18 protein-coding genes are annotated in these 17,858 nt (G+C 46.2%); 7 read left to right on the top strand and 11 right to left on the bottom strand.

What is annotated here, in order from left to right; translation table 11 throughout:
• Window positions 1–7: 7 nt before the first annotated feature.
• Window positions 8–1,825 carry an AsmA family protein gene (locus ICN16_RS06615; protein ID WP_216135888.1) on the top strand — a complete coding sequence of 606 codons (1,818 nt, stop codon included), beginning with the start codon at window positions 8–10 and terminating at the stop codon, window positions 1,823–1,825.
• A 3-nt stretch (window positions 1,826–1,828) separates the two neighbouring features.
• Here the strand turns inward: ICN16_RS06615 and ICN16_RS06610 are convergent, their stop codons facing one another.
• Genes ICN16_RS06610 through ICN16_RS06600 form a run of 3 tightly spaced genes read right to left on the bottom strand, consistent with a single transcriptional unit; the run spans window position 1,829 to window position 2,679 of the window.
• A complete protein-coding gene (locus ICN16_RS06610) occupies window positions 1,829–2,179 on the bottom strand; it encodes a phage holin family protein (protein WP_216136838.1) in 351 nt (116 codons plus the stop codon).
• A 53-nt stretch (window positions 2,180–2,232) separates the two neighbouring features.
• Window positions 2,233–2,436, bottom strand: coding sequence for a SlyX family protein (locus ICN16_RS06605; protein WP_216135887.1), 204 nt, complete (start codon window positions 2,434–2,436; stop codon window positions 2,233–2,235).
• Between the two features lie 21 nt (window positions 2,437–2,457).
• The gene (locus ICN16_RS06600; protein WP_216135886.1) at window positions 2,458–2,679 is read right to left on the bottom strand and encodes a hypothetical protein; all 222 of its coding nucleotides are present in this window, start codon (window positions 2,677–2,679) and stop codon (window positions 2,458–2,460) included.
• A gap of 33 nt (window positions 2,680–2,712) precedes the next feature.
• Here ICN16_RS06600 and ICN16_RS06595 point away from each other — a divergent pair, with 33 nt between their 5' ends.
• Window positions 2,713–3,729: an LLM class flavin-dependent oxidoreductase gene (locus ICN16_RS06595; protein WP_216135884.1), complete on the top strand. Its 1,017-nt coding sequence runs from the start codon at window positions 2,713–2,715 to the stop codon at window positions 3,727–3,729.
• Here the strand turns inward: ICN16_RS06595 and ICN16_RS06590 are convergent.
• The gene (locus ICN16_RS06590; protein ID WP_216135882.1) at window positions 3,726–4,142 is read right to left on the bottom strand and encodes a putative toxin-antitoxin system toxin component, PIN family; all 417 of its coding nucleotides are present in this window, start codon (window positions 4,140–4,142) and stop codon (window positions 3,726–3,728) included. The genes ICN16_RS06595 and ICN16_RS06590 overlap by 4 nt on opposite strands.
• Window positions 4,139–4,687 carry a YaeQ family protein gene (locus ICN16_RS06585; RefSeq protein ID WP_216135880.1) on the bottom strand — a complete coding sequence of 183 codons (549 nt, stop codon included), beginning with the start codon at window positions 4,685–4,687 and terminating at the stop codon, window positions 4,139–4,141. The genes ICN16_RS06590 and ICN16_RS06585 overlap by 4 nt, the downstream gene beginning before the upstream one ends.
• Window positions 4,688–4,776: 89 nt before the next feature.
• On the opposite strand from ICN16_RS06585, the gene ICN16_RS06580 reads away from it, so the two are divergent.
• The 3 genes from ICN16_RS06580 to ICN16_RS06570 all read left to right on the top strand — a co-directional run bounded on the left by ICN16_RS06580 (window position 4,777) and on the right by ICN16_RS06570 (window position 8,622).
• Window positions 4,777–6,387, top strand: a complete 1,611-nt coding sequence (locus tag ICN16_RS06580; protein ID WP_216135879.1) for an NAD(P)/FAD-dependent oxidoreductase — start codon at window positions 4,777–4,779, stop codon at window positions 6,385–6,387.
• Between the two features lie 19 nt (window positions 6,388–6,406).
• Window positions 6,407–7,822, top strand: coding sequence for an oxygen-independent coproporphyrinogen III oxidase (hemN, locus tag ICN16_RS06575; RefSeq protein WP_216135877.1), 1,416 nt, complete (start codon window positions 6,407–6,409; stop codon window positions 7,820–7,822).
• A 155-nt stretch (window positions 7,823–7,977) separates the two neighbouring features.
• Window positions 7,978–8,622: an OmpW family protein gene (locus ICN16_RS06570; RefSeq protein ID WP_216135874.1), complete on the top strand. Its 645-nt coding sequence runs from the start codon at window positions 7,978–7,980 to the stop codon at window positions 8,620–8,622.
• A 59-nt stretch (window positions 8,623–8,681) separates the two neighbouring features.
• On the opposite strand, the gene ICN16_RS06565 is transcribed toward ICN16_RS06570, so the two are convergent.
• Entirely contained in the window at window positions 8,682–9,278 is a 597-nt protein-coding gene (locus ICN16_RS06565) for an ATP-binding protein (protein ID WP_216135872.1), read from the bottom strand.
• Between the two features lie 101 nt (window positions 9,279–9,379).
• Between ICN16_RS06565 and ICN16_RS06560 the strand changes: the two genes are divergently transcribed.
• Window positions 9,380–11,299: an ATP-binding cassette domain-containing protein gene (locus ICN16_RS06560; protein ID WP_216135870.1), complete on the top strand. Its 1,920-nt coding sequence runs from the start codon at window positions 9,380–9,382 to the stop codon at window positions 11,297–11,299.
• Here ICN16_RS06560 and ICN16_RS06555 read toward each other — a convergent pair.
• From ICN16_RS06555 to ICN16_RS06535, 5 genes are all read right to left on the bottom strand, one after another.
• Window positions 11,296–12,603, bottom strand: a complete 1,308-nt coding sequence (locus ICN16_RS06555) for an APC family permease (protein ID WP_216135868.1) — start codon at window positions 12,601–12,603, stop codon at window positions 11,296–11,298. The genes ICN16_RS06560 and ICN16_RS06555 overlap by 4 nt on opposite strands.
• Window positions 12,604–12,609: 6 nt before the next feature.
• Entirely contained in the window at window positions 12,610–12,927 is a 318-nt protein-coding gene (locus ICN16_RS06550; RefSeq protein ID WP_216135866.1) for a chaperone modulator CbpM, read from the bottom strand.
• Window positions 12,928–12,932: 5 nt separating this feature from the next.
• Complete coding sequence (locus ICN16_RS06545) at window positions 12,933–13,913, bottom strand: DnaJ C-terminal domain-containing protein (protein WP_216135864.1); 981 nt, start codon at window positions 13,911–13,913, stop codon at window positions 12,933–12,935.
• Between the two features lie 131 nt (window positions 13,914–14,044).
• On the bottom strand, window positions 14,045–15,592 hold the full coding sequence (locus ICN16_RS06540; protein ID WP_216135860.1) for a UxaA family hydrolase: 1,548 nt from the start codon (window positions 15,590–15,592) through the stop codon (window positions 14,045–14,047).
• Between the two features lie 65 nt (window positions 15,593–15,657).
• Window positions 15,658–16,359, bottom strand: a complete 702-nt coding sequence (locus ICN16_RS06535) for a pirin family protein (protein WP_216135859.1) — start codon at window positions 16,357–16,359, stop codon at window positions 15,658–15,660.
• A gap of 71 nt (window positions 16,360–16,430) precedes the next feature.
• Between ICN16_RS06535 and ICN16_RS06530 the strand changes: the two genes are divergently transcribed.
• On the top strand, window positions 16,431–17,837 hold the full coding sequence (locus ICN16_RS06530) for a TAXI family TRAP transporter solute-binding subunit (RefSeq protein ID WP_216135858.1): 1,407 nt from the start codon (window positions 16,431–16,433) through the stop codon (window positions 17,835–17,837).
• Window positions 17,838–17,858 lie beyond the last annotated feature (21 nt).

The raw sequence follows: 17,858 nt of genomic DNA, 5'->3' as shown, positions 1-17,858 counted from the left end.
GTTAACAATGAGTAAATCAATCAAGATCATCATCAGCGCCGTTGGCGGCTTAGTCATTCTGCTTGGATTGGGGATATGGTACGCATCATCCGCAGTTGACCCAGTGCAAATAACGAAATTACTCGCTTCTTCGGTTAAGGCGGCCACTGGGCGAGATTTAAAAATTACTGGGCCAGTTAAGCTAAGCTTCTTCCCTAGAATTGCTGTTTCAGCAGAGCGCTTGAGCTTAAGCAATGCATCTTGGGCATCCCATCCCGAAATGCTTACCCTTCAGAGTATTGAGTTGGATATTAAAATCCTCCCACTACTCAGTAATCGCATTGAGATTGGTAGTGTCAAGCTGGCTGGATTAGAACTGCTTCTCCAAAAAAATGCATCTGGTAAGGCAAATTGGGAAATGGGTACCGAGGGAGCTAATGCCACTCCCGTTTCTGGCGATAGCACTGCTGATAACTCTTCAGTTAGCGACAACTTAATCTACATGGAGAAGGTTTCCATTGTTGATACTCAGATTCAGTATCAAGATGCCTCTGGCTCTATATCAAGTTATCAAATTAAACGTTTGTCATTGGAGGAGAGTGGCGATAAGACAGCCATTACTCTTAATATGCAAACTCAAGGACAAAGCCTGGATCTTGGCGGAAAAACAGGTTCAGTCTCTAGGCTGTTGAAGCAGTGGGATGTTTCATCAACACAATTCCCGGTAGACCTCAGCCTCAGTATGAATGGCAAGTCGCTACTGATTAAGGGTGAAGTATTGAAGTCTCCCAAGGCGATGCCTACATTCACCTTAGCCTTGGATTCAAAGGCATTTGATTGGCCTAGCTTAGGTGCTACTACCAATCAACCTCCTCTGACTTCAGGTGCTGTGAAAGCCGATCAGGTCACCCGTCAAGCTCCACGACCACAGTCCAAATATTTATTTAGTAACGACACCATTCCTTTTGGGGAGATGCCCCAGGCTAAAGGAAAAGTGTTAATCAACATTGCTGAGTTGGGTATACCAAAGCGTAAGCCAATTGAAAATCTTCAGGCTACCTTGCAATTGGATGGCAGCAATATTGAGATTCCAAATTTAACCTTTCAGATGGGCGGGGGAAGTGCTAATGTACAGATTAGCCTCGCTCAGATGAATGCGGCAAATCCTATTCTGTCAGCCAAAGGGGTGACAAAAGATTTCACCTTGGAGAATTTATTGGCCAGGGTTGATCCCAGCTCGAAAGTCAGTGGGGGCAGTATGAAGTTAGCATTTGACATCAAGGCATCCGGAAATAGTCTTCATCAGATGGCGTCAAATTCCAACGGCAAGATCCAGCTGAGCATTGATCAAGCTCGCATGGGCACAAATTTTTTAAATGACGCCGGAGACTTCGTAGTCACGCTCTTGGACTCCATTAATCCGATGCGCAAAAAAACGAGTGAGACAGTATTGGAGTGTGCAGTAGCCTATTTACCGATTAATAATGGCCAGATCAATATAGCCAATACAGTTGGGGTAGAGACAGATCGCTTAGATGTGGTCTTGGCTGGCTCAATTAATCTGAAAACAGAAGCAGTCAATTTCACTATTGATCCGCGAGAAAAATCAGGTTTCACTACGGGCCTCGATTTAGCGGGTCTAGTGAAGATGGGCGGCACACTCACAAATCCTAAGACAGGCATTAACCAGGCTGGTGTAGTTAACAGCGCTGTTTCAATTGGCCTTGGGTTTTTAACGGGCGGTGCAAGTATTTTGGCAGAAAACGCCAGATCAATGACCTCTAAAAGCCATCCATGCCGCGATGCACTCCACCCCTGGTCGGATATCTACCCTGGGGCGAAGTAATTCTTAAAACAATATTCCGCTGATAAAAAGGCTGAATAAAGAAATAAAGATGCTGGCAAAGAATGCGGTCCAGAAGCTGGAGATCGTAAATCCACTGACAACAGCAGAGACCAGCATGAGTACCAATGCGTTCACTACCAACAGAAAGAGTCCCATAGTGAGGACTGTTAGCGGTAGTGTGAAGAGAATTAATAAAGGCTTTACTACCGCATTGGCAAAGCCAAGTAGTAGGGCGGCGATGAGCAGTGAGCCACCATCAGCAAAGCGTAAGCCACTAAAAAGATAGCTAGCAACCCAAAGGGATAGAGAGGTTAAGCCCCATTGAACTAGAAACGGTACTAAGTTACCCATAATGAGCGTCCTTTTATAAATGAGATGCAATATTGACGTTAAATGTTAGCAGGGCTTTAATAGTGAGGGGGAATTTCATCTTTTGGGCTGCTATTGACTGCGCCATCACCGCTGCTGGCCTGCTCTTTAATTGACTTCAGTTCGCGATATAAAAACTCAATCTGTTGTTGTTGCTTGTAGATAGTTTGATTGAGTTGATCAATTAAATCTTCAGTAAAGCTAAGTTTAATTTCAAGGTTGGTGATGCGGTCTTCAGTCATTTCAGTTCCTCTATATTTGGCTTAAGCATCGATCAATTCAAATCGACCATCTTCCATTTCTGCTTTTGGCCTAATCCAAAAGTCATGCGATTGGAGAGATTCATAGACGTAGGCTGGCTCTAGGTTGGCTTCGATGTTGGCAAGCAGCACTACTTTATAAAAGCCGCCTGTCTTGATGTGCCTTAGTTTGCTGCCTGGCTTGAAGATGCCGTCATCGGCATCAGCCATTTTAGGTTTACTCATGTCAAAAAACCGCTTTCTCAGTATGATCTACGAATGACAAATTCTGTCCCGTACTCCATTCTAGATATATCTCCAATCCCCCAGGGATTTACTGCCGGAGATGCCTTGCGTAACTCCTTGGATGTTGCCCGGCATGCAGAGGCTTTGGGCTATACCAGCTATTGGGTAGCAGAGCATCACAATATGACAGGTAATGCCAGCTCGGCTACCTCAGTCTTGGTGGGCTACATTGCTGGGGGTACCAAAACTATTCGGGTTGGGTCTGGTGGTGTGATGTTGCCAAATCATGCCCCACTAGTCATTGCAGAGCAGTTTGGTACCTTGGCGTCAATCTACCCTGGCAGGATTGAATTGGGCTTAGGGCGTGCACCGGGTACCGATCAAATGACGGCTAGAGCTTTGCGCCGAGATTTACTCGGAAGTGATGATCGCTTTCCCCAGGACGTACGAGAGTTGCAACATTACTTTGGACCGATTCAGGAGGGGCAAGTTGTCCGAGCTATTCCGGGTGCTGATACTGAAGTGCCCATTTGGATATTAGGCTCCAGTTTGTATGGCGCTCAGTTAGCGGCTCATTTCGGTCTACCTTACGCCTTTGCCTCACACTTTGCGCCCGAGCAATTGCTCGATGCAATGTCTACTTATCGTGAATTATTTAAACCATCCGATAAGCTGGCTAAACCCTATTGCGCATTCGTAATGAATGTAGTGGCCGCCGATACGGATGAAGACGCTGCTCATCTTTTTACTACTTTGCAGCAAAACGTGATTCGTATGCGCCGGAATACTCGCGAACAATTACCTCCACCAATTGAAGATTTAGATGATTTCTGTGAGCCTCATGAAAAGGCTACTGCCGCTCATGCTTTACGCTGCTCTGCTGTAGGGTCTTTGCAGACGGTGACTAAGGAGATGCAGTATTGGCTCGATCAAACTGGTGCCAATGAAATCATTATTACGGGTCAAATCTACGATCACCAAGCTCGCTTGAGATCATTTGAGATTGCCGCTGAAGCGGCTAAGGGATTGCGCTTTAGCTCTAAAGTCTAAAGGCTAAAGGCGTTGTAATCGCTGGTAATCAGAATATCTTCTTGAGCAGATCGACCTGCTATCTTGAGTACGGCATTGTCTTTACTAATGAGTATCGATGGCCTTAATTGATAGGCTAGATCCAAGAAGATTTGATCGTCGGGATCTTGGCATTTCCAGGGCGCTGGAGCTAAATGGGAATCATCATGCAGTTGTGCGATGGATTGCCATTGAGTCAAAATACTTGCTTGCGCTCCGCTATCTAGCTGAAAGAGAGGGCGCGAGATGACATCAGCAAACTCCAGTAAAGTTTTTTGACTCGCAATTGCGGAAATGCCCCCATTCACAATCGCCCGTTTGAGATTGGCAGCTCTTTCGTCATTAAAAACAAAAATATCTAGCAAGATATTGGTGTCTAAAACTACCGGCTTCATTGTTGCTGATTGCGCCAGATTTCTGGGGTGATAGTGACTTGGCCCATATCCGAAGAGACGTATGCCTCTCCATCTTGAATATTGACATGCAGAACCATACTGCGCTCGACTAACTTATTGAGTTCTTTAGCCTGCTCTGCTGGTATAGAGATCACCTGCAGATTCCGAGCGCGAGTTAATTTGTTCGCAATACCATCCCACCAGATTTTGCTGGTATGTCCACCATAGCAATAGACGATAACCTGATCAGATCGCCCGCAAGCTTTAAGAATGCGTCGCTCATCGGGTTGACCCACTTCAATCCAAAGCTTGATGGCGTCTGTGAGATCCTTAATCCAGAGGTCAGGCTCATCGGTATCGCTCAAACCTTTAGTAAAAGCTAAATCTTCTTGGGCTTGAAGGGCAAAGGCAATGATACGTATCATCATCCGCTCTTCAGTCTCAGAGGGGTGCTTGGCGATGGTGAGGGAATGACTGCCATAGTAGTGGCGGTCAGAGTCTGCGACGTGGATGTCGGCTTTGTGGATAGTTGCGCGTAGAGCCATGGCGCATTATCGCCTTTAAAAGGGGGTAAGCCAGATCTCCCAGTATTATTTAGAAAATTGCCCTGATTTACTGTGTATCGTAGAGTCCCATGATCCGTATTACCGAACTTCGCCTGCCTATTAACCATGCCCCTGAGGCATTGGAAGAGGCAATCTTGAAGCGCCTGAATATCCAGGCTCATGACTTGATTCGGACGGATGTTTTTAAGCGTAGCTATGATGCAAGAAAAAATGTCGCCCTTGCGTTTATCTATACCGTCGATTTATCGGTAAAAGACGAAGAAAAATTGCTCAAGCAGTTTGCGAATGACATTCACGTTAGACCTTCTCCAGATACAAGTTATCACTTTGTTGCTAATCCCTCACAAGTGAAGGGTTCGGACTTTGTGCGTCCTGTGGTCATTGGGTTTGGCCCCTGTGGAATTTTTGCTGCATTGGTATTGGCGCAGATGGGCTTTAAACCTATCGTATTGGAACGCGGCAAACCAGTGCGCGAGCGCACTCAAGATACTTGGGGTCTATGGCGTAAGAACGTCCTCAATCCAGAATCCAATGTGCAGTTCGGCGAGGGTGGGGCAGGTACGTTTTCTGATGGCAAGCTTTATAGCCAAATTAAGGATCCAAAGTTTTATGGGCGCAAGGTTATTGCTGAATTTATTAAAGCAGGCGCCCCAGAAGAAATTCGATATGTAGCTAAGCCCCATATCGGCACCTTCCGCTTGGTTGGGGTTGTAGAGAGAATGCGCCAAGAAATTATTGAGTTGGGTGGGGAAATTCGCTTCTCTCAGAAAGTGATTGGTTTTGATATTCAGAATGATCAAATTACTGGAGTCAAGATTGAGGGGCATCCAGATTTGCTGGCCAATCATGTAGTGCTCGCCCTTGGGCATAGTGCACGCGATACTTTTGAGGCATTGCATGCGGCAGGTGTCTATATGGAAGCAAAACCTTTTTCAGTAGGCTTCCGAATTGAGCACCCACAATCCCTGATCGACAAGGCGCGTTTAGGGCCGCATGCTGGTAATGAACTTATCGGGGCGGCTGATTACAAATTAGTTCACCATGCCAAGAATGGTCGTGCTGTTTATAGCTTTTGTATGTGCCCGGGTGGAACGGTAGTTGCTGCTACCTCCGAGCCTAATCGCGTGGTAACAAATGGTATGAGTCAGTACTCTCGCAATGAACGTAATGCCAATGCTGGAATCGTTGTTGGCATTACCCCAGAAGACTATCCTGGTGGCCCGCTCGCAGGTATTGAGTTTCAGAGGGCTTTAGAGTCCAAGGCTTATGAGTTAGGTGGCTCCACTTACGAAGCCCCGGGCCAATTAGTCGGGGACTTCCTCGCGGGCAAGGCTTCCACTGAGTTTGGCTCTGTAATGCCATCATATAAGCCCGGAGTTCACCTGACAGATCTCGCTGATGCTCTACCTCCTTATGCAATTGAGGCAATTCGAGAAGCGCTGCCAGCTTTTGAAAAGCAGATCAAAGGTTTTTCAATGAAGGATGCGGTTTTGACCGGCATTGAGACTCGCACCTCCTCTCCATTGCGCATTACTCGAGGTGCAAACTTTCAAAGTATGAACATCAAGGGTCTATACCCTGCAGGGGAGGGAGCTGGTTATGCCGGTGGAATCTTGTCGGCAGGGGTTGATGGGATTAAAGTGGCTGAAGCAGTTGCGCTCGACTACCTATCCCAATAATCCAATAACTTAATTTCTGATGAGCTCTGTACTATCTGCATCCACCCCAAATGAAAAAGAAGTACTTTTTCACCCTGAGCTATTGCAGAAGTTTGATATCAATGGACCGCGCTACACCTCATACCCTAGTGCTGATCGCTTTCATAATGAGTTCAGTGAGCCCGATTATTTGGGAGCATTGCAACGCGTAGCTAAGGTTAATGAGCCGCTATCACTCTATTTCCATTTACCGTTTTGTCCCAATATTTGTTATTACTGTGGTTGTAACAAAATTATCACCAAAGATCATGGTCGGAGTGCTAAGTACATCAAATATTTGGCAAAAGAGATGGCGATGGTTTGTGCTGCCATGGGTGCGCAGAAAAAAATTCCGGTGACCCAGCTCCATTGGGGTGGAGGCACACCGACATTTTTATCTCACGAAGAGATGGTTGAGTTGATGCACCATACGCGTGAACATTTTGATCTACTTCCTGGCGGCGAATACTCGATTGAGATTGATCCGCGACGCGTGACTGAAGCGGATATTGCCTTGCTTGCCGAATTAGGCTTTAACCGTATCAGCTTGGGGGTGCAAGACTTCAACCTCGAGGTTCAGCAAGCAGTACATCGCGTGCAAACTATTGAGGAAACTCAAGCGGTAATGGATTGGTCTAGGAAGTATGGATTTAAGTCCAGAAGCGTCGATTTGATTTATGGCCTACCAAAACAAACGCCCGAGACCTTTAAAGAAACTGTTGATGCCGTTTTGAAGATGAGCCCTGACCGCCTCTCGGTTTACAACTACGCCCATCTGCCCCACATCTTTAAGCCCCAACGTAGGATTGCTGAAGCTGACTTGCCCGGAGCTGCTGACAAGTTGGATATCTTGTCAAACACGATCGAGAGATTGGCTGAGGCGGGTTATGTCTTCATTGGTATGGACCACTTTGCTAAGCCCGATGATGAATTGGCGATCGCGCAAAAAGAGGGTAAGTTGCATCGCAATTTTCAAGGCTACTCAACTCAGGCGGAGTGCGATCTCTTGGCTTTTGGGATTTCATCCATTGGTAAGGTTGACGATAGCTATTCACAGAATGTTCGCACTTTAGATGAGTACTACGCCGCAATTGATGATGGTCATCTACCTACACTTCGAGGCCTGCAGCTTGATAAGGATGACTTATTGCGCCGTGAATTAATCGGCGAATTGATGTGCCAGTTTGCTCTCGATACCGAGCATTTTGCCAAAACTCATCAAATCGACTTCCCAACTTATTTCCAGACGGAGATTGAGGAGTTAAAGCATTTGGAAGAGGCTGGTCTACTGGAGTGGCAGGGCGCCAAGATGGTAGTGCCTATTAAAGGCCGGCTCTTAGCTCGACGTGTGGCGATGACTTTTGATCGTCACCTCAGAGAGTCTCAAGCCAAGGGCACTTATTCCAAGGTAGTTTGATCGATTTGATCCAGATCAAAAACTCTTTAAAACAGTGTTGCTTTAAAACCAATAAAAAATTTCAGCAGCCTCTGCATTTGATTTATATCAAATAGCTATCCCATCTTCAATTTGAAAATAGATCCATCAAATTGATAACAGAAAAGGGGTACATCATGCGCATTAAAACTCTCGTAGCCGCTATGGCAGCAGTAGCTTCATTAGCTCCAATTGCAGCTCATGCTCAATCTTCAAGTGAGAACCCATGGATGGTTCGTGTACGCGCTGTTGATGTTTTATATCAAAATGGTCAGTCTGGTGCTGTGCAGGACTTAAATGTAAAAGCAAAGAACCAGTGGATTCCTGAGTTTGACGTTTCCTACTTCTTCACAAAAAATATTGCCGCTGAGTTAGTCTTGACTTGGCCGCAGCAGGTCAATATCTACGGTAATGCTGGCACTGGCCAGCAAAATATTGGCAAAGTAACTGCATTGCCACCATCATTGTTGGCTCAATATCACTTCACTGACTTAGGTGCTATCAAGCCTTACGTTGGTCTCGGTGTTAACTACACTATTTTCGGTAATCGCCAAAACTTCCCAACTATCGGTAATCAGGCGCAGATCAGTCAATCAAGTGTGGGCGTTGTTGCTCAAGTAGGTGCGGACTATATGTTTGATAAGAACTGGGGTATGAATCTTGATTTGAAGTACGCAACAATGAGTACGGACGTGACCGGTAGCGGTGCACTTGCCGGCGCATCAGGAAAATTGACTTTGAATCCATGGATGCCAGCTGTTGGTGTAACTTATAAGTTCTAAGAATTCAGTTCTTAGTTCTTGAGAAGGAGCCCCTAAGGGGCTCTTTTTTTGTCTGCCATTTATTGAATCAGGTGATCAATTAGCTTTTCAAACTTGGCTTCATCAAAGTGTAGATTATCAAAACGTTGTATTGCAATGTGCTCGGGTGGCTCAACTCTACGTTTAGTGTATTGATCCCAGTGCTCCAATTTGTATTGATCTCTTGGGTCGGCACGTTTTTGCATGCGATGCTTGGCCTCGTTCTCATCTAGGTCAATCCAAGCAATTCTGATGCTCGATACACTGGGTACTCCAAGCTCTTCGGGGTTGAACATCCGACCACTTTGGATTTCACTAGAGAATGGACCTACGAGGATGACGTTGACTCCTAGTTGTAGGTTTTCTTTAGCGATAGCGATGAGACCTGCATATTCCCAATCCCTGAGGTTCTGAAGATAGAAAGGGCTATCGCGATCATTTGGATTATTAGTCGTGAGCTCCATGACATGGGCGCTATAGGCGCCATACACCGTGTCTTTATCCAAAAAGAAAAAGCTCTCACCTGTTTTTTCCACGATGAGAGGGAGGGCTCTTTTGGCTAAAGTAGTTTTACCAGTGCCCGCATGGCCTGCAAATAGGATAAGTCGTGGTGCGCTAGGACTGAGCTTACAGGTCATTTATCTCTTTATTTGAAGGTATCGCTTCAGTAAATTCTACTTCTCAATCCCATGTTTATTGGAAATATCACCACTTTGGATGAAGCGACGATAATGTCGGCATGGCTTTAATCGTACTTACTGATGCAAAACTGGCTTTTGGCCACGTTGACCTCCTCGCAAACACTGCTTTCTCATTGGAATCTGGGGAGCGGGTTGGCTTAATTGGCCGAAATGGCACTGGCAAATCTTCCTTGCTGAAGATCTTGGCTGGCATAGAAAAAATGGATGATGGCTTGCTGCAATATCAGCAGGGCCTCCGAATTGCCTATGTTCCTCAAGAGCCTATATTTGAGGCTGAAGAAACCGTTTTTGATGCGGTATCTAAGGGCGTAGCCCAAGCCAAGGCTCTGCGCGAGGAATATGAAGCTCTGAGTGTAGGAGAGTGGGATGACGCTGCCCACCATCGCCTCGATGAAGTGCAATCCCAATTAGAGGCTTTAAGTGGCTGGAATTGGGAGCAGCGCGTCCATGAAACATTAGATCGCTTGCATTTAGATGCTGAAGTTAAAATCAATACCTTGTCGGGAGGAACCAAGAAGCGTGTCGCCTTAGCGCGCGCCTTAGTTGAAATGCCCGATGTATTACTGTTGGATGAGCCTACCAACCATTTGGATTTAGATTCAATTTCTTGGTTGGAAGATTTACTCAAGGAGTACAAAGGCTCCGTGATCCTCATTACCCATGATCGCGCTTTCTTGGATAACGTTTGCACACAAATTGTTGAGTTAGACCGCGGTATCTTGCGCACCTACCCGGGTAATTTCTCAGCTTACGAAGTACTAAAAGATCAGGAAATGAATTCCGAATCCTTGGCTAATGCGCGTGCGGATAAATTACTCGCTCAAGAAGAGGTCTGGATTCGCAAAGGGGTTGAGGCAAGGCGGACTCGCAGTGTCGCGCGTATTGCTCGTTTGGAAGCGCTTCGAACCACTCGCTCACAAAGACGTGATGCGGTTGGGCAAGTCAAGCTCGCAGTATCCGCTGGAGATAGAAGCGGCAAGATTGTTGCTGATCTCCAGAATGTATCTAAGTCCTATGATCGTCCAATTGTGAAGGATTTCACAGCAACTATTTTGCGTGGCGATAAAGTTGGTCTGCTTGGGCCTAATGGTGCTGGTAAGACCACGCTTCTTAAATTAATTCTTGGAACAATTACGCCAGATTCTGGTACAGCAACCATGGGTACTCGCATTGAAGTGGCCTACTTCGATCAGATGCGCGAAGGTCTCGATCTCAATGCTTCGCTCGAGGATTACATTAGCCCAGGTAGTGAGTGGATCGAAATTAATGGCAATAAGAAACACGTTAAGAGCTATCTAAGTGATTTCTTGTTCGCGCCTGAGCGTACTAATTCACCAGTCAGCACCTTGTCTGGTGGGGAGCGTAACCGTTTGCTGTTGGCGCGTTTATTTGCCCGTCCTGCAAACGTCTTGGTTCTAGATGAGCCAACTAACGACTTGGATATCGATACCCTAGATCTGCTCGAGCAGTTGTTGCAGGACTACAAAGGTACTGTGTTCCTGGTCAGTCATGATCGTTACTTCTTGGATAACGTGGTTACCAGCATCATTGCCAATGAGGGTGATGGATTCTGGCGCGAGTATGAGGGTGGTTACGAGGACTGGAAGATCCAGAAAGCACGCTCAGATAAGATTCGTGCTGCTAATGGCGGCCTTAAGTCCGAGCCGAAACAAGAGCCAAAGATCGAGTCTAAAGTTGAATCCAAGTCTGCAGCTACAAAAAGTGGCGTGCAAAAACTCAATGGCAAAGAGCGCCAGGAGTTAGAGGCTTTGCCTTTGCAGATCGAGACGCTAGAGACGGAGCAGGCAGATATTGGCATTGCAATGAGCGACCCCGATCTTTATAAGAACGAGCCTGAATTAGCGGCTAGCATGCAAGCGAGATTATCTGAAATTACTGCCGATTTGGATGTCAAGCTACAGCGTTGGGAATTGCTCTTAAGTCGCTCAGAATCTTAATGTAACTTGTGGCGCTTGGATTTGAGAAGTGAGAATGCCTCAAGTCCAAAAGAGGCTACAAGGGCAATTAAAAGAGCAATAGCGCTGGATGGTGCGGCCTTGATCGTATTCATCAGTAGGGCGGTGAATAAGCTTAGATTGATTGCAATCACACACCACAAAATTTTTGGACTGGCTCCAGTCTGCTTGTGCACTCGAAGATGTCCGTAGCTAATAACGGCATAAACCAATAAAAACGCTAGGCTCGCCATTTGACCTACTTCGCTTAGAGGGAAGATCAAGGCCAAAACAATGACGCCAATCGAAGAGACGGTAAGCGCGCGAAGCTTGCTCTTCAGCACGGAGTTTCCTAAGGCGCTAGAGACCTCATAGGTCTCTGCAAGATCGGCTGCGATATTAGAGGCTGCAAAAATGGTGGCATTTACTGCTGCAGCGCAGGCTAGTAAAGCGGAAATGCTAATGATAATAAAGCCGAGTTTGCCTGCCACTATTTCTGCTGCGTCAGCAAGGACGTGGCCATTATCTAATTGGATCAAGTTTAGGGGCATGAGTAAGACAACAGCCGTGCTCACTGCTAAGTAAGCAATGGTCACTAAGATCAGTGCAGAAAACATGGCTAGAGGTAATTCTTTTTGTGGACTCTTCATAGCTGATGAAGAATTGGTTACTACTCCGAAGCCTTGGAAATTAATATAAAGAATGCCTGCAGCTACCACAATGCCTTCAAATGAGAAAGGTGTCATGTGGTAGCTTTTAAGATCTGCCTGATGAATTCCCATGGCAGAAAAAACAATGAGGCTGATCACGACTAGAGCAATTACTATCGCTTCAGCTTTGCCAACCAAGCTCGGCCCAAGAAGATTCAGGAATGTACAAATCAAGATGATCGCTGCAGTAATGCATTTGAGTAAAACAGGAGAGAGATCTCCGCCAAAGAGGGTGTTGGTGTATTCAACAAATCCTGCTGCATATAAGGCGGCAGCTATCAGGTAGGCAATATATTGAAATAGATTAATGCCGCCAGAAATAATTCCTGGCCCAAAACTCATGACTGTAAAGGTCGCTGCACCCCCACTGCTAGGGAAAGCAGCACCAAGTTTTGCGTAAGAGTAGACAGAGAATGCGGCTGCAATGGCGCCAATCAGAAAAGCCAATGGCAAATGGCTGCCAGCATGCGAGCTTGCTAAACCGAGCAAGGAATACAAGCCTGCACCCATCATCCCACCAATACCTAGTGCAGTGGCGGAAAAAAGGCTGATGTCCTTAGCTTGTTTGGGATTATGTTTAAGTAAGCTTGTGTTCAATTAGGCTTAATCTAAATTTGTGCGAAGCAGTTGGCTGCGTAAGCGAGTGATCTCATCTAAGAGATCGAGCGCTAAGGCAACCCCAGGAGTGTTGAGCTCAAGGTCATGCGTAAGGTGTGCTGCAGTTTTTGCTCGCTTGAGAGAGTCCCCGCTAAAGCGCCAGTCTTCAGGGGAGGAGCCGGTGGGGCTGAGTACGCCTTCTGTTACCCAAGACATGATGAGATCCTCTGGTGCACGCGTAGCCTGTGAAATCTCCACAATGCTCATATGCACCTCTTCTTCAACGAGACTACCTTCAATCCAGGTGATTTTTGTTTGTGTCATGTTCATCATCCCTTCAGGTGGGTTCTGGGGTTGAAATCAAAAGCTTTCTCTAGTGCTTGATACGCTTCTTTTTGCGCATCAGTTTCAGCGCCAGGCAAAACAATGTTTGGCACTACATAGAAGTCGCCAGCTTCTTTGCTGGGAATACCTTTTCCTTTAAGCCTCATCTTGCGGCCTGTTGCTGTACCGGCGGGAATCTTTAATTCCAGAGTGGACCCTGCAGGGGTAGGGATGTTCACGGTTGTGCCCAGCGCAGCTTCCCATGGGGCAAGAGGTAAATCCAGGTAAACATCTTTACCGTCTACGCGGTAAATGGCGTTTGGATGAAAATCAATCTCAAGATACAGGTCACCTGCACCACCAGAACCCATGCCAGGGCCACCTTGACCAGCTAAGCGTAAATTTTGGCCAGCCTTAATGCCCTTAGGAATACTGACATCAAGTTTGCGCTCTTGGGTGCTGACATGTCCATTAGCATCTTGCGTTGGCATATGCAGTGCAATAGTGCGTTTTGCGCCGTTATAGGCGTCGGCAAGATCAATCAATATTTTGGCGTGATGATCTTGGCCTTTGAAGTCCATGCCTTGGCGTGGATTGCCGCCACGACCCCCTTGACGATGTCGACCTCGACCAAAGAGTGACTCAAAGAACTCACTTTGGTCACCTTCATAACCACCACCAAATCCACCATGACCGCCACCAAAGTTGCCATCGGAGTATTCAAAACCTTCATTCCAGTTTGGTGGAGGGGTGAAGTCTTGTCCATTTTTCCAGTTGGCGCCCATGCGATCGTAAGCAGCACGTTTTTCAGTGTCCTTAAGAACGGAATAGGCTTCGCCGACCGCCTTAAATTGCTCTTCTGCGCCAGCCTCTTTATTAACGTCTGGATGATATTTGCGAGCGAGTTTGCGGTAAGCCGCCTTAATTTCTGCTTCGGTAGCGCCACGTGCTACACCAAGTGTTTCGTAATAGTCCCTGAATTTCATAATCCTAATGAATTCCTGATTAACTCAATAAGTTCAATTCTACAGTCCCCGGCGATGATTTCTAGCTTCTTTTGAGCATAGAAAAAGCGGGCATTTAGCCCGCTCACTTGTTGCCTTGTTGCCTACCCGGCTTAGCTCATGACCCCGATTTGCCAGGGAACGAATTCATAGTCTCCCAGGCCTAACAATTCACTTTTAGATGCCTCTCCCGATGCCGTCCTCAGAAAGAGCTCAAATATCCGTTGCCCCATCTCTTGAACTGAAACCGTACCATCCAAGATCTCACCACAATTGATATCCATATCTTCGGTAAGTCGCTCATACATTGGTGTATTGGTGGCGAGTTTGATGCAAGGCGCTGGCTTTGACCCAAACATGGAACCACGTCCTGTAGTAAATGCAATCAAGTTTGCACCGCCAGCAATTTGACCTGTCGCTGAGACCGGGTCAAAACCAGGTGTATCCATAAACACAAAGCCTTTAGCTTTGACTGGTTCTGCATAGCGATAGACTTCCATCAAAGGTCCGGTACCGCCTTTCATGGATGAGCCCAGAGATTTTTCAAAGATATTGGCTAGACCACCAATTTGATTTCCGGGACTGACTTGCCCATTAATTTGGACATCGCGACCAACAGAGTATTCATCTTTCCACCAACGAATACGTTGGATTAATTTTTCACCGATAGCCTTGCTTGCTGCTCTGCGAGTGAGTGTATGTTCAACGCCATAAATCTCCGGTGTTTCGGAGAGGATGCCAGTACCACCATGGCGCGACAAAATATCAATTGCGGCGCCTAAGGCTGGGTTAGCAGTAATTGAAGAGAAGCCATCCGATCCACCGCATTGCAAACCAACGCAGAGATGACTTGCAGAGACAGTTTGCCTCTTCGCCTTATTGGCTTCCGGGAGGAGTGCTTTGACAGCCTCAATTCCCGCTTCAATTGTTTTGCGAGTGCCACCAGTTTCTTGCATGATGAAAGTATGCAAAGTGGAATTTTCTTCCAATGCCTCTTGCTCCATTAAGCCTTTGAGTTGATTGCGTTCGCAACCTAAGCCAATGATCAGGGCGGCAGCCAGGTTAGGGTGCTGAGCATATCCAGCCATGGTTCGGCGAAGCAGTTGCATTGGCTCACCACTCATTTCCATGCCACAACCAATGCCGTGACTAAAGGCAATAACACCATCGATATTGGGAAAATCTTTTAAGCGTTCAGGGGTAAACCATTCTGCAATTTTGTTGACGACGGTTGCAGAGCAATTTACGGTAGATAGAATGCCGATGAAATTACGAGTGCCTACTTTTCCATTGGCGCGCACATAACCTTGAAAGGTTGCACGCTCAGACTCCGGCAAGAGGGTAGTGGGTTTGTATTCGCTCGCATAGGCATAGTCCCGATCAAATTCACGAAACTCCGTGTTGTGACTATGGACCATCATGCCGGCTTCAATGTCAGTATTGGCAAATCCCACGGTCACGTTGTATTTCAGAATTGGCTCACCCTTGAGGATTTTCTTAGCTGCAATTTTGTAGCCAGCGGGAACCTGGCTGCGGCTGGTGAAATTCTCACTCGGTACCGCTTCACCAATTGCTACATCTACCCTTGCAACTACGATGTTGTCATTAGGGTGGAGCCGAATAATGGGGCCGATTAAGCGCTTTTCTGATATCTCGATCATGAGCTATATTTCAATGGATTGGTTTGTTAGTCAGTGGATCATCGTAAGTCTCAAATGACAAATTTTTAATGACTCAGGTCAAAGATCATGACTTCAGCGCCATTACCGTTATTAATAAGAAGACCGCTTTCATTCTCTATCAATAGCGCATCACCAGTGGATAGGGGTATGCCATTGATCTCTAGGGCGCCTTTCACAAGGTGAACGTAGGCTTTACGCCCTGGATCGAGCTCTAATGTCTGGGATTGGGATTCATCAAATAGACCTGCATATATTCGAGCATCTGCGTGAATTTTGACTGAGTTACCTCCCCCGTCTGGGGATGCTATTAAGCAAAGCTTGCCCTGCTTAGCTGAATGGGGAATTGTTTTTTGTTCGTAGCTGGGCGGGATTTCCAGAATGTTTGGCTCAATCCAAATTTGCAGGAAATGGGTTGTCTGATCTTTAGCGTGATTGAATTCGCTATGGGTTACCCCGGTTCCAGCGCTCATACGTTGAACATCGCCAGGCGGAATGCCTTTCACGTTCCCCATGCTGTCTTCGTGGGCTAATTCACCAGATAAAACATAGCTGATGATTTCCATATTACGGTGACCATGCTTGCCAAAGCCCATGCCTGCCGCTACTCGATCCTCATTAATTACCCTTAAATTGCCCCAGCCCATAAATTGAGGGTCATGGTAACCAGCAAAAGAGAAGGAGTGAAAGCTTTTAAGCCACCCATGGTCTGCATAGCCGCGTTCTTGAGATTTTCTGAGGGTCAACATCTTGGTTCCTTTTCGGAAAGCGAATAAGCCCATTATCATTGGCTTTTCACCTATTTGCTGATTGGCCTTCCATGGGAAGTATCAAACAAGACATTAATGAAACCTACTTGGGGATCTGTGAAACCGCTCAAGAAAAGTGGGGTGACTTCACGCAATTTCTAAAAGAAGCATGGCCAATTCTGGTGACACTCCTTTTAATTTTGCTTGCGATTTGGTTGTATGCAGATCCTCCGCCACCGCGACATGTTGTTATGGCAACGGGGCAGCCTGGTGGATCTTATGATGCCCTGGGTAAAAAGTACGCTGCTTTTTTTGAGAAAAAAGGCATTACTTTGGAATTACTTCCAACTAAAGGTGCGGAAGAAAATATGCGGCGTTTGGCGGATCGGAAAGATCCTGTTCAAGCTGCCTTTATACAAGCTGGTGCATTTAATCCCCATGACATTGTCGGCGTTCAATCGCTGGGGACAATCTCTTACGATCCAATCTGGTTGTTCTATCGAGGTGCCGAGGTAGATTCGACTAATTATCAAGAAGTGAAAGCGCGATCTAGTTACTTTCTTAATTCCAGAATGTCTGTGGGGGAAAAGGGTAGTGGGACTCATGCGCAAGCAATGCAAATTCTGAAGGTAAACGGATATGAAGAGGGCGCTAATTTTCTTTATCTCTCAGGATCAAAATCGGTTGAAGCTTTGCAAAAGGGCGAGATTGATGCCGCCTTTATTGTTGATGCCTATGAGGCCCCCAATGTTCAGACGCTCTTAAAAGATCCAAGCTTGCATTTATCTGCATTTCCTAGGGCGGAAGCATATTCTCGTTTATTCCCCTACATGCAAATTCTGAATGTACCAACCGGTGGATTTAGCTTGATACGTAACTTCCCCTCCAGGGATATTAAGTTAATGGCCTCAACTACAAATCTACTCATTGATGACAGAATGCATCCCGCACTGCAGTTCTTATTCTTAGAGGCTGCGCGTGAGATTAATGGAAGAACTACATTCTTTTCGGATCATGGCGAATTTCCTTCTTTTAAGCATACTGGTCTGCCTGAAAGTCCTGTAGCTTTGCATTATGAGAAAAATGGATCTCCGTTGCTAATGACCTATTTCCCATTTTGGTTGGCAGAGTTGATTAACCGCTTGGTATTTGTGTTGCTTCCATTCTTCGCAATCTCTTACCCCATTTTGTTGACTTTGCCGGGATACCGCAATAAGCGGATGAAGCGAAAAATTAATAAACTTTATGGCACCTTAAAGTCCTATGAGCAAGAATTAACTGATAACTTCAGTTCAGCTAACAAGGATGACTATCTTAAAAAGCTCGACTTATTAGAATATGAAGCACTCCAGCTAAAAGTGTCCAAGAGTATGGCCAGTGATTACTATGCCTTGCGGACTAGTATTGATTACGTCCGTAGTTGCTTAAATCGGGGCGTTCATCCTTATCAAATCGAAGCAGAGTCTGGTGGCGTATAGTTTGCTTATATCCATCAATAT

This window comes from Polynucleobacter sp. es-MAR-4, assembly GCF_018882055.1.
Classification (GTDB): Bacteria; Pseudomonadota; Gammaproteobacteria; order Burkholderiales; family Burkholderiaceae; genus Polynucleobacter.
Note: the sequence above shows the minus strand (reverse complement) of the source record. Positions and strands in the feature narration are given on the sequence as shown.